The 16011-nt window shown below is 43.9% G+C and carries 12 protein-coding genes; 7 read left to right on the top strand and 5 right to left on the bottom strand.

Annotation, left to right across the window (positions count from 1 at the left end; genetic code table 11):
• The 4 genes from paaA to paaG form a co-directional block, all read right to left on the bottom strand.
• Positions 1 to 954, bottom strand: a complete 954-nt coding sequence (paaA, locus tag SWOO_RS01130) for a 1,2-phenylacetyl-CoA epoxidase subunit PaaA (RefSeq protein WP_012322871.1) — start codon at positions 952 to 954, stop codon at positions 1 to 3.
• Between the two features lie 113 nt (positions 955 to 1067).
• Positions 1068 to 2270: a 3-oxoadipyl-CoA thiolase gene (gene pcaF / locus SWOO_RS01135; protein ID WP_012322872.1), complete on the bottom strand. Its 1203-nt coding sequence runs from the start codon at positions 2268 to 2270 to the stop codon at positions 1068 to 1070.
• Positions 2267 to 2743 (bottom strand): hotdog fold thioesterase, encoded by a 477-nt coding sequence (locus tag SWOO_RS01140; protein ID WP_012322873.1) that lies wholly within the window; start codon positions 2741 to 2743, stop codon positions 2267 to 2269. The genes pcaF and SWOO_RS01140 overlap by 4 nt, the downstream gene beginning before the upstream one ends.
• Positions 2744 to 2751: 8 nt before the next feature.
• A complete protein-coding gene (gene paaG / locus SWOO_RS01145; protein WP_012322874.1) occupies positions 2752 to 3540 on the bottom strand; it encodes a 2-(1,2-epoxy-1,2-dihydrophenyl)acetyl-CoA isomerase PaaG in 789 nt (262 codons plus the stop codon).
• An 86-nt stretch (positions 3541 to 3626) separates the two neighbouring features.
• On the opposite strand from paaG, the gene SWOO_RS25730 reads away from it, so the two are divergent.
• Complete coding sequence (locus tag SWOO_RS25730) at positions 3627 to 4226, top strand: acyltransferase (protein WP_012322875.1); 600 nt, start codon at positions 3627 to 3629, stop codon at positions 4224 to 4226.
• A 26-nt stretch (positions 4227 to 4252) separates the two neighbouring features.
• On the opposite strand, the gene paaZ is transcribed toward SWOO_RS25730, so the two are convergent.
• Positions 4253 to 6304, bottom strand: a complete 2052-nt coding sequence (gene paaZ / locus SWOO_RS01155) for a phenylacetic acid degradation bifunctional protein PaaZ (protein ID WP_012322876.1) — start codon at positions 6302 to 6304, stop codon at positions 4253 to 4255.
• A 202-nt stretch (positions 6305 to 6506) separates the two neighbouring features.
• On the opposite strand from paaZ, the gene paaK reads away from it, so the two are divergent.
• From paaK to SWOO_RS01185, 6 genes are all read left to right on the top strand, one after another.
• The gene (gene paaK / locus SWOO_RS01160) at positions 6507 to 7808 is read left to right on the top strand and encodes a phenylacetate--CoA ligase PaaK (RefSeq protein ID WP_012322877.1); all 1302 of its coding nucleotides are present in this window, start codon (positions 6507 to 6509) and stop codon (positions 7806 to 7808) included.
• A 25-nt stretch (positions 7809 to 7833) separates the two neighbouring features.
• Positions 7834 to 8550, top strand: coding sequence for a helix-turn-helix transcriptional regulator (locus SWOO_RS01165; protein ID WP_012322878.1), 717 nt, complete (start codon positions 7834 to 7836; stop codon positions 8548 to 8550).
• Positions 8551 to 8802: 252 nt separating this feature from the next.
• Positions 8803 to 10170, top strand: coding sequence for an amidase family protein (locus SWOO_RS01170; RefSeq protein WP_012322879.1), 1368 nt, complete (start codon positions 8803 to 8805; stop codon positions 10168 to 10170).
• A 25-nt stretch (positions 10171 to 10195) separates the two neighbouring features.
• Positions 10196 to 12385, top strand: coding sequence for a TonB-dependent receptor (locus tag SWOO_RS01175; RefSeq protein ID WP_012322880.1), 2190 nt, complete (start codon positions 10196 to 10198; stop codon positions 12383 to 12385).
• Between the two features lie 650 nt (positions 12386 to 13035).
• Positions 13036 to 13986: a DmsE family decaheme c-type cytochrome gene (locus SWOO_RS01180; protein ID WP_012322881.1), complete on the top strand. Its 951-nt coding sequence runs from the start codon at positions 13036 to 13038 to the stop codon at positions 13984 to 13986.
• A gap of 14 nt (positions 13987 to 14000) precedes the next feature.
• Entirely contained in the window at positions 14001 to 16007 is a 2007-nt protein-coding gene (locus SWOO_RS01185; RefSeq protein ID WP_012322882.1) for an MtrB/PioB family decaheme-associated outer membrane protein, read from the top strand.
• Positions 16008 to 16011: the final 4 nt, after the last annotated feature.

The following is a 16011-nucleotide window of genomic DNA, read 5'->3' on the forward strand; positions in this document are numbered from 1 at the left end:
TTAAGCGACATTTTTAATTGATTTTTTTGTTGCATAAGCTGTCATTGCAGCGCGCACCCAATCGCCTTCTTTATGGGCTTGTTGGTGATGCTTGATCCGATCTCGGTTACAATGACCATCACCTGAAATGACCTTTTTAAACTCATTCCAATCAATTTCACCAAAATCGTAATGACCTCTTTCTTCGTTCCAGCGTAAATCAGGGTCTGGAATGGTTAAGCCAAGGAATTCTGCTTGTTCAACCGTTTGGTCAATGAACTTCTGTCTTAAATCATCATTGGATTGACGCTTTATTTTCCATTTCATTGATTTTTGCGAATTAGCGGATTCACTATCGTGAGGGCCAAACATCATTAAAGATGGCCACCACCAACGGTTAAGGGAATCTTGAGCCATGAGTTTCTGCTCTGGTGTTCCCTCACATAATTGAATAAGAATGTTGTAGCCTTGACGCTGATGAAAACTCTCCTCCTTACAGATTTTTACCATCGCTCTGGCGTAAGGTCCGTATGAGGTTAATTGCAGAGAAATTTGATTCACGATAGCAGCGCCATCAACTAGCCAACCTATGGCGCCGATATCTGCCCAAGACAATGAAGGGTAGTTAAAAATTGAAGCATACTTTGCCTTCTTCTCATGTAATGCCGACACCATCTCTTCACGAGATACACCTAAGGTCTCAGTGGCGCTGTAGAGATATAAACCGTGGCCAGCTTCATCTTGTACCTTGGCGAGCAGAATCATTTTGCGCAATAAGCTGGGCGCGCGAGTGATCCAGTTTCCTTCTGGCTGCATGCCTATTACTTCTGAATGAGCATGTTGAGACATCTGGCGGATCAGATTGGCTCGATAAGCTTCAGGCATCCAATCTTTAGGTTCTATTTTTTGTTCTTCAGCAATTTTATGTTCAAAATTTGCCAATGACTCACTTGCTTGATTTTCTGTGATATTCATAACGCGTTCCTACAATTAGTGCTGAAATTTGAACGATAAAAGCGATACATTTTACTGGTACGTTACACTATTTATGTATCGCGTTCAATGTGTGGTTTGAAAAGTGTTCACTATTACAACCGTTCTAAAACAATGGCAATCCCCTGACCAACGCCTATGCACATGGTACATAAGGCATATTTTCCTTTTCGACGTTGCAATTCATAAGCTGCTGTTGTCACTAATCGTGCGCCACTCATTCCTAGTGGGTGGCCTAAAGCAATGGCTCCGCCATTGGGATTCACACGCGCGTCATCATCATCGACACCTAACTCTCTTAGTACGGCTAGAGCTTGCGCTGCGAAGGCTTCATTCAGTTCAATGACATCCATCTGTTCAATCTTGAGTCCGGCAAGTGCCAGTGCTTTTCTGCTCGCTGACACAGGGCCAATACCCATCAATCGTGGTTCAACGCCGGAGGTTGCCATGGCAGTGACTTTGGCAAGAGGAGTTAAACCGTATAACGCCTGCGCCTCGGCATCACCGAGCAACAGGGCGCATGCACCATCATTGATCCCTGATGCGTTACCCGCAGTCACACTGCCTCCTTCTCGAAAGGGAGCGGATAGCTCAGATAAGCCATCAATGCTGGTCTCTCGACGAAAATGCTCATCAGTATCAAATTCAAGGTGTTGTTTACCCCGCTTTACACTCACGGACACTATCTCGTTTTCAAATCGTCCTTCATCAACTGCTGCTGCAGTTTTTTGCTGGCTTCGATAGGCGAATTTATCTTGGTCTGCACGGCTAACAGAAAATGCTTCGGCCACGTTTTCAGCGGTTTCAGGCATAGAGTCGACACCGTATTCTGCTTTCAAAGCGACATTAATAAAACGCCAGCCCATGGTGGTATCAAATAGTTCCATCTTGCGATCAAAGCCCTTTTCTGCTTTATTTATGACTAAAGGCGCACGGGACATTGACTCGACTCCTCCGGCAATCGCAAGGCTCATTTCACCGGATTTAATGGCCCTAGCTGCAGTGCCGACAGCATCCATTCCTGAACCACACAAGCGGTTTAAGGTCACCCCAGGAACTGTTATTGGTAAGCCAGCTAGTAGTCCTGACATTCTGGCGACATTTCGGTTGTCTTCACCTGCTTGGTTAGCGCAGCCGTAAAATAGCTCTTCGATATTTTGCCAATCGACCTTGGGATTACGACCCATTAAGGCTTTGATCGGCAAGGCGCCCAGATCATCTGCTCGTACACCGGATAAAGCGCCACCGTATCGACCTATTGGGGTTCTAACTGCATCATAAATAAATACATCTTTCATATGTTGTTACCTATAGTATTTTGAGTCTGCGCTCTGTTATTGAGACTCACTTGGCGACCACGACAAAGCGCGATGAGTTGGCTCTCTTGATTACAAATTTTTACATCGCATATCAGTTGACGTCCTTGACGAAATTTAACAGTGGCCTCAGCCGATAGAACGTCCCCGAGATTTGCTGCGTTCATAAAGTCGATTTGTGCTGCGGATGTCACCGCAACAACCCCTACTCCATTGCAAGCAAACGCCAATGCACTGTCAGCTAAAGAGAAAATATACCCACCATGGCAAATGTCATGGCCATTGGTCATGTTTGATGTGACACTCATTTCAACCTGACATTGTCGAGCATTGTGCTTGGTGATCTTAAGTCCAAGTCGCTGTGAACCTTGGTCATTCTCAAGCATCTCAATACCTATTTTGCGGGCTCTTTGGTCGGCAATTTCACCGCTACACCAGCAATCATCTGTTTGCATAACACCACCTATTTCCCAATGAATATCGGGGTGCGTTTAGTTAAGAATGCATCCACACCCTCCTGATAGTCATGTGCAAAGCCAAGCACTTGCATCGCAACACGCTCGCTCTCCATTTGTTGTGCCATGGGGGAGTTAAACGATTCATTCAGTAGCCGCTTTATGTTTGCAAATGCTTGTGTTGGTCGAGATGCTAATTCAGTCGCCATTGCATGGGCGGTTTCCATGAGTACATCGCCATTGACAACCTGCCAAATCAATCCCCAACGCTCGGCGATATCAGCATCTAATCGATTGCCAAGTAGTGCTAAAGCTTTTGCTCTTGGTAAGCCTATCGCTCTAGGTAGATGCCAGCTGGCACCTGAGTCTGGGACTAACCCCACCTTGCTAAATGAGAGAATGAAACTTGATTTTTTTGCTGCGATGACGATGTCACAGGCCATCGCTATGGATGCCCCAGCACCAGCCGCGACACCATTTACAGCGCATATTACGGGTTTAGGCATCGCAGTAATTCGGCGTATTAAAGGGTTATAAAAATGTTCAACTGATTCACCCAAATCCGTTGGGGAGTCATCTTGGTTCACGGAGCGGTCACTGAGATCTTGGCCTGCACAGAACCCTTTACCTTCACCGGTTAAAATCAACGCTCTGATCGAGTCATCATGGTGGAGAACATCTAATATATCTGCGAGTTCTTTGTGCATCTGTTGATTAAAACTGTTTAAGCATTCAGGTCGGTTTAATTTGATACATGCGTATCCATTTATTTTTTCTAAAAGAATTGCTTTATCCATTGTTTGTTCCTTGTTCACTGTGTCATGATTTGATAGTCTGCCTTGAGTCACCTAAATAGAAGGCTCACAAAATTGAGGAAAACTAGATGCCAATATTTGCCATTGAGCAGCACATCCCGGTTATTGAACCAACGAGCTTTATCCACCCTAATGCCACTATCATTGGGGATGTGATCATTGGTAAACATTGCTACATCGGTTCCAACGCTTGTTTGCGGGGGGACTTTGGCAGAATAGAGATCCACGACTTTTGTAATGTGCAGGACAACTGCGTACTGCACAGTTTTCCATTGCAGGCGTGTGTTCTTGAGGAGTACAGCCATATAGGGCATGGTGCGATTTTGCATGGTTGCACCATAAGACGGCATAGCTTGGTTGGCATTAACGCTGTGGTGATGGACTTCGCTGACATTGGCGCCGAATCTATCATTGGTGCAGCGTCGTTTGTTAAAAGCCGATTCAACTGCCCTGCGCGTTCCATGTTGCTCGGATCCCCAGCAAAAATCGTTCGTCAGGTGTCTGATGAAGAATTCCAGTGGAAGACCCGTGGTACAGATGAATACATCGAACTGACTCGACGCTGCCAAACGAGTCTTAGAGAAGTGACTCCATTGACGACTGTTGAGGAAAATCGTCCGATGTTCCAGCCTGCACAGGTTCATCAACCGAAAAATAGCAGCAATTAATGATGCTTTTTTAGGTAAGCTCTGCATTACTGTGCAGCGTTCTTGTACGCGACTAATGTTAAAATGTCGTAGAGGGCTACCACTTCATTATCTTGATTCACCACTTTGACATCCCAAACAACCACACCTGCTGGGTGAGCATCGTCAGGCTTGGTTTTTTTGTAGATCTTGCGCTTTACTGTCAACGAGACTTCAATAGTGTCACCGATCCCTACAGGTTGAATGAAACGTAAACTATCCAAGCCGTAATTGGCCAACACTGGTCCTGGAGCTGGTTCGACAAACATGCCAGCAGCTGCTGAGATTAGGAAGTAGCCATGGGCCACTCGCTTGCCAAATAACGAATCAGCCGCGGCAGTTTCATCAAAATGCGCATAGAAATGATCACCTGACAGACAGCCAAAATTGACGATATCTGCTTCGGTTACTGTGCGTCTATGGGTCGTTAGGGATTCACCGATGTTGAGTTCTTCGAAATACTTTTTAAAGGGATGCTGTAAACTGGTAGTGGTATCTGCGCCAGGGACATATTCATTCGTTACTGCTTGTAAGGTATTGGGTGAACCCTGAATGGCAGTGCGCTGCATGTAGTGCTTCACTGCTCTAATGCCACCAAGTTCTTCTCCTCCCCCAGCACGACCAGGCCCACCATGGACCATAGATGCGAGTGGCGAACCATGACCCGTCGATTCTTTCATGCAATCACGATTATTCACTAGAATACGACCGTTGTAACAGGCCATGCCATAAACTAATGTGCGAATGTTGTCGTTGTCATAGCTGAACACCGATGACACTAAGCTACCTTTTCCTTTACCCACAATTTCAATAGCTTGTTCAATACTGTCGTAGGGCATCAAGGTCGAAACGGGGCCAAAAGCTTCTATGTCATGTACCTGTTGACTGGTAAGGGGGGTATCACAACGGAGTAAGGTGGGAGGAAAGAACGATCCCTTGTCATAGTCGATCCCAATGGTATTCATTGAGTCCCATCCACCATGAATAACATCACAGCTGAATAGCAGTTGATCCACTGCACTTTGCACGTCTGCACATTGTGCTTGGTTTACTAACGCACCCATTTTGACACCGTCATTAGTAGGGTCACCCACTAGGGTCGATTGAATTCTTTTACTGAGCGCATCACCCACGCAATCCATCATGGCACTGGGCACTAATACTCGACGTATTGCAGTACACTTTTGTCCAGCTTTAGTTATCATTTCACGATGTACTTCTTTAATGAATGCATCGAATTCTGGCATATCCTGTTGCACATCGGGTGCTAAAATACAGGCATTTAATGAATCTGCTTCCATATTAAATGGTATATTTTTGCTGAGGATATTGTCATGGCTACGAAGCATTTTCCCAGTTTTAGCTGAACCGGTAAAAGTCACTACATCTTGTTCTGTGAGATGATCTAATAGATCACCTACACCACCGCAGATAAGCTGTACACAGCCTTCAGGTAGGATTTTGCTAGCGACAATCTCTTTCACAACAGCTTCAGCAACGTAGCAAGTGGCAGTGGCGGGTTTGACGATAACAGGCATGCCAGCTAGCAAGCTTGGGGCTATTTTTTCCAGCATTCCCCACACTGGGAAATTGAACGCATTAATATGAACTGATACGCCCATTTTAGGCATCAAAATATGTTGGCCGATAAACGAACCATTAACTGATAGCGGTTCTACTTTCCCTTCAACGATAAACTTTTCATTGACCAGTTCACGTCGAACCATACCTGAATAGCTAAACAGAGTACTAATTCCGCCTTCAACATCAATCCAACTATCAGAACGGGTAGCGCCTGTCAGGTAGGACAGTTGATAGAAATCTTCTTTTTTCCTCATCAAATGAGTTGCGAGACTTTTGAGCATTTCAGCTCTTTCATGCAGGGTAAATTGCCTTAATTTATTTCCTGCAATGAGACGGCCATATGCCAGAGCATTATCAAAACCAGATTCCATGCTTGACGTTGTAGCTACTGTTTCACCAGTAAATGCATTTTTAGATGTAACACACCTTCCAGTTCCACTAACCCAACCACCGCAAACATAACTTTTTATTTTCATAAACTTAACTCCAGAAGTGTGTATTTAACAATATTTAATATACACAGTTTTGTTAAAAGTGACACATAAATGTTTCACTTTTTGTAAAAAATGAATTACTTTGATTTGTGAGCGGTGATTATAAAATAAGCGAGAAAAGCTCAATATGTAGCCAGTATGTTATATTGACTATGAACAAAAACTCTAAGAATCAGGTATTAAAATGACGAACGAATCGACCAATAACAGAGTTGGAGTGGGATTGCATTCAATAGAAAGTGCAAGTATTGATGAGCTTAGAGCTTTGCAATTTGAAAGATTAAAAAAAACGCTTAACCATGCTTATACCAATTCTCCTGCGTATAAACGAAAGTTTGACGAAGCGGGAGTTCATCCTGATGACTTTAATCATCTCGATGATTTGCGAAAGTTTCCATTTACGACCAAACAAGATTTAAGAGATAACTATCCTTTTGGTTTTTTCGCCATGCCAATGGATGACATTGTTCGAATTCATGCATCAAGTGGTACAACAGGTCAGCCAACAGTCGTTGGCTACACTCAAGAAGATATACACACTTGGGCCGACATTGTAGCCCGTTCAGTCTATGCCGCTGGTGGTCGTAAGAAAGATAAAGTACATATCTCCTATGGTTATGGCTTGTTTACCGGTGGTCTAGGTGCTCACTACGGTGCTGAACGACTTGGCTGTACGGTGATCCCGATGTCTGGTGGGCAAACAGCAAAACAAGTTCAACTGATCCGTGATTTCAACCCTGACATCATCATGGTCACTCCCTCTTACATGCTAAACATTGCAGATGAAATTGAACGTCAAGGTATCGATCCTAAGTCACTGGCACTGAGATGCGGTATTTTTGGTGCAGAGCCATGGACCGATGCAATGCGAAGTAACATAGAGCAAAGACTAGGTATTGATGCTGTGGATATTTACGGTTTGTCGGAAGTGATGGGACCCGGCGTCGCGCAAGAATGCATTGAAAGCAAAGATGGCCCAACGATATGGGAAGATCACTTTTATCCTGAAATTATTAATCCTGAAACCGGTGAAATTGTTGAAGATGGTGAGCCTGGCGAATTAGTCTTTACCAGTTTAACAAAACAAGCCATGCCAATTATCCGTTATAGAACTCGTGATCTCACTTCACTTCTTGCCTCTACTTCAAGATCAATGAGACGGATGGATAAAATTACCGGAAGAAGTGATGACATGTTGATCATTAGAGGGGTGAATGTATTTCCATCTCAAATCGAAGAGCAATTATTATCTATTGAGGGGTTGAGCCCACATTACTTGGTTGAAGTGGCAAAGATGGGGCATATGGACTATCTCACGGTGAAAGTTGAGCGTTCGCTGGATCAGCAGTGTAACAAGGAGCAAGCCAAGTTACTTGAAAGTAAGATTAAGAGCGTGATCGGAATTTCCAGCAAAGTGGTGCTCCTTGAGCCTCAAACCATTGCGCGCTCTGAAGGTAAAGCTTGCAGAGTTACTGATTTACGATAACAAGTTAAGTTCTAAGGAGGTCACCATGTATTTATCCCAAAAAGAGCTTTGTACTATGATGGATCTGGTGAGTTTCACCTTACAGCACAATACGACTTTAGGCAGTCGTCAACTTCTGCTGGATAAGCTTATGGAGATGTTTCGAGCTGATTATGGTGCCTCCTGTTGTTGGAATCCAAATGAAAAGTATTATCAAGAAGGGGTATTTAGCAATATGTCCTTGGATAATATATCAAAGTATAATGATTACTATCAGTTCCATGACCCTATTACCAATAAGCTTAGGCAATTTAGACGCGCGGTTGCAGTGAGTGAGGTTATTTCAAGAGATCAGTTGATCCAAACTGAATTTTACAACGACTTTTTACAGCGCGACGGGCTTAGTTTTGGGGTCAATTTGCATATCTACTGTGGGCAAGAGCATGTTTTTGATGTTCGATTATGGAGAAGTCAGCAGCAGGGAGATTTTGATGTAAAGCACCTTAATCAACTCGATTTACTGTTACCTTATTTACGGGCTATGGGTGAGAGAGAGCCATTGAAAGAGTCACTCAGTTTTAATCTTTTTACCCAAAGAGAACTTGAAGTGATCAGCCAGATTAAGTCAGGGATGAATGATAAAAATATGGCCAGAACAATGAATGTATCGGTTACAACGCTTCGATCTCACATTCGCTCCATATACAAGAAAGCGGACGTTCACAGTCGCACGGAACTTATCTCTAAATTAGCTCCCAATTAGACAATTTGTGCATCTCTAAATCCATTATGCTTTCATTCATCATGATGAGTTACCTTGCTAATAGGCTGCTCTTTTTATTGCCCTAAGCTTACCTAAATAACCCTAACCATTGAGTATTGGTCAGTTATCCCGATCATCATAATTAACGATTTTAATCACGTTAATCAGCATTTTCTCATCAATCTTGACGATATATTTCATTTCTCTTAATTAAGATACTTATTAAGTATGCAGAAGCTAAGAGTAAGCGCCATGACAATAAAAGATGAGACCAAAAAACAGATTCTACAACTTCATCAGAAAGTAGACTTTCAATACGGACGGTCTACAGGTTTTTCAGATTATCACGCATATCTGTATCAGAATAAACAGGCTTCACATAAGCAAGTAGACAACTTGTCTGAAGGCGATATTAACAATCAAGTACTTTACGGCATGACGATCGCAGTAAAAGATAATATCGAAGTGGCTGGCATGCCAAATACGCTGGGTAACAAAGCATTGGCTGGCCATATTCCTCAACACGATGCCTGCATCATTACTCGATTAAAAGAAGCGGGGGCTGTGATCAATGGTAAAGCCAACATGCATGAGTTGGCACTGGGTGTCACCAACATCAACCCCTCCTATGGTCATGCGTTAAATGCTTACAACCCTGAGTACTTTGCTGGTGGCAGCAGTGGCGGCACTGCAGTAGCTGTGGCACTGGGATTGGCGGATGCTGGGATTGGTACTGACACCGGTGGTTCATCACGCATACCTGCAGCACTCAATGGCATTGTGGGTTTTAGGCCGACAACCGGACGCTATCCAAATGATGGATTAGGTCTGATCTCTAAAACCAGAGACACGGCTGGTCCCATGGCTAAAGATGTCGATACTCTTGCGCGACTTGATGCAGTGCTAGCGGGGGAACCTTCGATAGATTCGCTGCCATCTTTCCCACCTAAAAAGTTAAGGCTCGGGATCCCTCGTGCTTATTTTTACGGTAATACAGAGCCGGCTGTACTCGCGGCTGTTGAGGACGTGCTTCAGGCGCTTGCAAAAGCTGGGGTGACACTAATAGAGGTGGATCCTCAAGGCATTGAAGCACTAAACCAAAGCATTAGCTTTCCGGTAGTGCTTTATGAAGCGAAGCAACACATTCAAGATTATGTAGAGAAAGCCTTACCAGGCACAGCGATTGAAGACTTTGCAGCACAGATATGCAGTGGAGATGTCAAAAATCTTGTCGATAGTATTTTTAATCAACCTATTCCAGAGCCTATGTATCAGGAAGCTATCAACTCTTTCAGGCCCAAGTTACAAAGCTTATACCAAGACTACTTTGATAAGCATCGCCTTGATGCCGTTATCTTTCCTGCGACTCCGTTAACCGCTCAAAAAATCACGAATGATAACGATCTTGTCATACTTAATGGCAGTGAAGAACCCACCTTTAGTACTTATATCAGAAATGCTGATCCTGCCAGTAATGCGGGTATTCCAGGATTAGTGATCCCCATCGGTTTCAACCCTGAAGGATTACCCATTTCACTTGAGATTGATGGCCCCGCCGGCTCTGACCGGCAAGTGATCACCATTGGGAAACTGATTGAAACAATAATTAAAAATTTATAACAAACTATAAAAATTGGAGATGGAAATGAAGACCTCAAAAATTAGTCAGCTCATTTTATTGAGCTACCTTTTACCAAGCGCTGTGTGGGCTGCTGACATTGAAGAAAATGAAAAAATAGATGCCAGCAAACTAGAAGTGATTACGGTTACAGCTCAAAGGCGAGGAGAAAATATTCAGAAAGTGCCTGTTGCTGTCACAGCAATGAATGCTGAGATGTTAGAGAAACAAGATGTACATGATCTCAATACTATCGCCACGCGAGTGCCGGGATTATCTTTCAGTCCATTTGCACCAGGGCAAAATATTATTAGCCTTCGAGGGGCCTCCTCAAATGACGATGGCGCTGGCACCGACAACTCAGTTGCAGTCTTTGTTGATGATGTCTATTTAGGTCGAGTTTCCAACGTTAATCCTGAGATGTTTGATATTGAACGCGTCGAAGTACTGCGTGGTCCACAAGGTACTTTGTATGGTAAAAACACCATAGGTGGCGCGATTAATATTATTTCAAAACTGCCTAGTTTGGATGAGCTTGATGCAAAGCTTAGGCTCAATATTGGTAACTATGGTCGTCGTGATGTGGCTGGGTACATTAACGGTCCACTCGGTGACAACATCGCCGCGAAATTGAGTTTCTCAAGTCGTAAAAATGATGGTTGGGTTGATAATGTTACGTTAAACAGTAAGCAAAAAGATAATGATGTGTTTGCTGGTCGAGCTCAGCTGTTATATGAAGGCGATAACTTTCAAGCGCTATTCAGCGGTGACTATTCCAAACTTGATGTGACTGACATGGCGCGTACTCCAGTAGATACAGGTGCAAAAGGTGATCCTGCCGTGTGGTCGCCTGCCTATGTTGCCGCTTGTAAAGAGGGAGCTCCATTTTGTGCAGCTGGCGCTGTTGATGGTTATGCTAAGCAAAAAGCCTATGGCGTTAGCGCTAAGTTAACTTGGGATCTCGATTTAGGTGAGTTGATTTCAATCAGTGCTTATCGTGACAGTGAATCTGACTGGAATATGGATGCAACAGGTTCACCAGCCCTCGCGCTTATCGATGATATTATTGATAATAGTGACCAGTTCTCGCAAGAGTTCAGGTGGGTAGGGCAAACTGACAGCTTTAATTATGTCGCTGGTGCTTGGTACATGAACGAGAATACTGATCGTAGCGAATGCTTTGATTTAAGTCTTGATACCGATTGTTCAACAGGAATGGATGGTAGTGATTTCTACCACCAAGTCAATGAAACCAACAGCTACGCGTTATTTGGCCAATTTGATTGGAAATTCACAACAGATTGGATACTGACTGTAGGTGGTCGATATTCCTATGAAACCAAAGAGATTGATAACGTCGCAAAGGCGGGTGATTTTGTGATTATCAATGAGAATTTTGGTATTGACAGTCCGGTGACTTTAAAGGAAAGTTGGGGGGCATTTACGCCTAAAGTAGCGCTTAAATATACTGTTTCTGATGACACCACGGCTTACTTAAGCTTTGCAAAAGGTTTTAAAAGTGGTGGATTTGCTGCAGCACCGCAGTCGTTAGCTGAAACAAAACCGCTGGAACCAGAAGAAGCGACCAATTTTGAATTTGGTATAAAGTCAGACATTAGTGATACCTTTCGTCTCAACACCACTATTTTCCATACAGACTACAAAAATCTGCAAATTCAAAGTTTTGGTCCTAGAAGTAGTGGCGAAGATTTTGGCGTTTTCAACACCTTCAATGCCGGTGATGCAAAAATTGATGGTATTGAATTAGAGTTCACTTGGCTACCTACTGATAACCTCAAGCTCTATGGTTTTTATGGCTACATGGACAGTGAATTTGTCGATACCGTGGTTCCTAACTCTGCTTACCCAAATCAGTCCGGTCAGGAGATGCTTAGAACGCCTAAGAATAAATACTCAATCAACTTAGAGCACAATATTGACCTCGATTCTGGCGATTACTTCACGACAAACCTAAATTATCGTTTCACTGATGAGCAGCGTGGAGAGCTTGAACCTTATGCCATTCAACCTGCATTTAAGTTATTGGATGCCAGCTTTACATGGCATTCGGCAAACGATAATTGGGAAGTCTCAATATGGGGAAAAAACCTCACTGAAGAGGTGTACATTACTCATGTCTACACAGTGGCTTCAAGCGTTGTTGCCGTATATGGCGAACCAAGAATGTATGGTGTTTCAGTCTCATGGAGCATGTAGTTACAATTTATAAGCTTTATGCTTAACTCAACCCAGTAAATTTATAAGTCCTGCTTCTACTGGGTTGAGCTTTTCAAGTTGATCTTTTAGTAAGCAGTTTTCCTTTGGTGGTTCAATTTACAATAAACACAAAGTAAAGAAATAAGCGAAATGCACATATTTTAAAATTGAGAGGTGCACCAGTGGCGCGTAAAGTGAATGGTTGATCAATGTCTAATTAGTTGTTGATATTGATGTGTTAGCTGTATATCTGTCTGTCTATTTGTTGTTGGCTTATTTAGCAACTATTTCCTATAAATTTGAACTCCATCATTTGATATCCCTTAAGTAGTCGTTCATGGTTTAACATCTTGATACTAACCCATTAACATCTCCTACCTTATGTTTAGTTTGTTATTTAATCATAGCCATACTATTCATGTGGTTATACCCAGTTTACTCAGTGAGCTAAATAATATTCATTCTTAATTGGTTTATGTGTCAGCTCACAGTTTTCGCATATTCATTGAACTTATCTCAAATCTGTTCCCGACCCGTTTAACAATCAAGAATCGGCCCTTGTTTATCTTAAAATATTGACATCTTAATTGGTTAACCTCCTGTTCCAGCGGGTGGTTTAACAAACGTGTTAATTATGAAAGGTTCGATTAATGATCTGTCGTCTTGTTAAAAGGGTATTAGTGGGGATAGCCGCACTTGCGTGGGTATCTGTTAGCGTGAATGCCGCGCGGTGGGATCACCTCACTGGTGAGCAGCTGGAGCAGAAGCTCACTGAAAAGTTCACCCAGGGGCAATACTCCCCTAAAGGTGCTGACTCATGCCTTATGTGTCATCGTAAAAATGAGGTTGTGATGGCCATCTTTGATGGTGCGCATGGCTCGATGAATAACAAACAATCCCCGATGGCAGGTCTGCAGTGTGAAGCCTGCCATGGACCTCAAGGCAAACATAATAAAGGCGGCAAAGAGCCGATGATCGCCTTTGGTGAGGAGAGTAAGCTTTCTGCATCAGCGCAAAACAGTGTGTGTCAGGGCTGTCATAACGATCCTAAACAGATGGCGTGGCATACCAGTACTCATAATCTGGAAGAGATAGCCTGCGCCGATTGTCATAATGTGCACAGCGCTAAAGATCCGGCTTTGGATAAGCTGACGATTAATGACACCTGCACCTCTTGTCATAGTAAAGAAAAAGCAGATATGAATAAGCGCTCATCTCACCCTCTAAAGTGGGATCAGATGACCTGTATTGACTGCCACTCTCCCCATGGTTCCATGAATGAAAGTGCCCTGAATAAGCCTACCATCAATGACACCTGCTACAGCTGCCACGCTGAGAAACGCGGCCCTGTACTGTGGGAGCATGCGCCTGTGACTGAAAACTGTGTCACCTGTCATAACCCTCATGGCAGCGTGAATGATGATCTGCTTAATAGCCGTGCACCTCAGCTTTGCCAGCAGTGCCACGCTCCAGATGGCCACGCCAGTCGTGTAGTACCAGAGCCGGGAATGGATGCATTTGGTGGCGGCAAGAGTTGCCTAAATTGCCATAACAAGATCCACGGTTCTAACCACCCTTCAGGCAGCCTATTTCAGAGATAACTGGAACTAAAATTATGATGTTTAAATTGAATATTATCACTGTGTCTCTATTGGCTATGTCTGGCTCTGTAATGGCGGCAAACTTTGGTGTAGGACAAGCAAACACTGAGTCGGTCAATATGGAGAAATACCAGTGTAAGCGCTGTGTTTCTGAGACTGGTTACTCGGGAAAAGTCACCCTACTCACAGGTTATAACAGCCCTGATGATCTCCATGCTGGTAATGCGTTAGGCACTGCTGAGGATGGTGCTATTGCCGCGATAAGTGGTGATCTGCGCTACCTCAACAGCACTGGCTACAAAGCGAGTATGCAAGCGCATCAGTTGGGATTGGATAATGGTTTTGCCAATCTTAAAGTGGGTAAGTCAGGTTTGTATGAGCTGGAACTGGATTATCAGGCCATAAAAACCTATGAGTCTGGTGATGCCCGTAGTCAGCTTTGGCAAAACGATGGCATGTTAACTCCAAGTGTCTACCCAAACCAATTTGACCTTGCGCTGCAACGTGAAAAGTCGGCTATCGGCTTGAGCTATGACGAGGGGAGGTACAACACTTTCGTTCGCTACAGCCAAGAGGAGAAAACTGGCACTCAATCAGCCAGCTTAGTGGCGCCACTTCCAACTAACTTTGGTTTGCCCGTGGACTCAACCACTAAACAGCTTGATGCAGGCGCTTCATTAGCGGGTGACAACTGGCTAACAGAGCTGAGCTATTTTGGTAGTTACTACAGTAACAATATTCAAGACCTAAGTCTGCCATATCTAAGTGATGTTTATTCGGCTGCGCCTGATAATCAAGCCCATCAAGTGTCGCTCTCGGGTCAGTATCAACTTGATAGGACGGTAATGTCAGGCCGTCTAGTGACCGGGAGAATGACCCAAGATGACTCTCTGATCCAGATGAGTGGTAATCCACTACAGAGTTGGGATGGTGAAATTGAAACTTTAGATGGTCGTTTTGCCGTGACCTCTATGTTGAGCAACCGCTTGCGTGTCGGGGCTAGTGTCGATCATTCAAAGCGAGACAATAAGAGTTCAAGTTGGGAGTTCACTCAATACAGCTATAACGCGTTAAGCGGCGCCTTCAAGCAAAATGTGCCACAGGATATTGAGCGTAACACCTATAAAGTGAATGCCAGTTATAGGCTCGCTAGTGGTTACCGCGTGCAAGCGGGGTTTGACAGAAAAGAGGTGGACCGTAGCTACAGTGAGCGTGAGCAAACAGATGAGAATAATCTGTGGGCCAAACTGAATGTGACCGCATTCGATAAACTTAATATCAATGTGAAAGCGAGTCATGGAGTGCGTGGTGGCAGTGAGTATCAGGTCAATGAGCTGACATCATCTGAAGATAATATCTTGATGCGTAAGTACTACTTGGCAGATAGAACTCGAAATGCGCTTGAGCTTAAGTTTAACCATTCACCACTCTCTTGGGTGAGTATCGATCTGACCGGACGTTATGCTCTTGATGACTATGACGCCACCATCATAGGTTTGACCGAGTCTAAGGACTATGGCTACGACCTCAACATCAGCTTGCAATTAAGTAAAAACTTAATCGCGTATGGGTTTGCTGGCCAGCAGTGGATCGACTCAATTCAGGCGGGCAGCCAGAGCTTTAGTTCTCCCGATTGGCAAGCAGATATTCAAGATGAGTTTATTAATTTAGGAACGGGTTTTAGCTATAGCGGCTTGATGGAAGACAAACTCACCTTAGGTGGTGATTACCTGTTCAGTAACTCAATCAGTGATACCTACCTAGAGGGCAGTGCCCTTGTTGGCAGCGATCTTCAATACGGTGATTACTTCTCCTATAACCACAGCGTGCGTATGTATGCCGATTACGCTTTAAGCCCGAAGATGGCTTTAAAGCTGAGCTATCAATACGAGCGTTATTACGACACAGATGGCGCCCAAGTGGGGATCAACACTGTGCCAGGGCTAACCACTTTAGGTGAGCTTAATCATGACTATAACGCGCACCAAGTGATGTTGTCGTTTAGCTATTTATTGCGTTAGAGCA

Source organism: Shewanella woodyi ATCC 51908, from assembly GCF_000019525.1.
Lineage (GTDB): Bacteria > Pseudomonadota > Gammaproteobacteria > Enterobacterales > Shewanellaceae > Shewanella > Shewanella woodyi.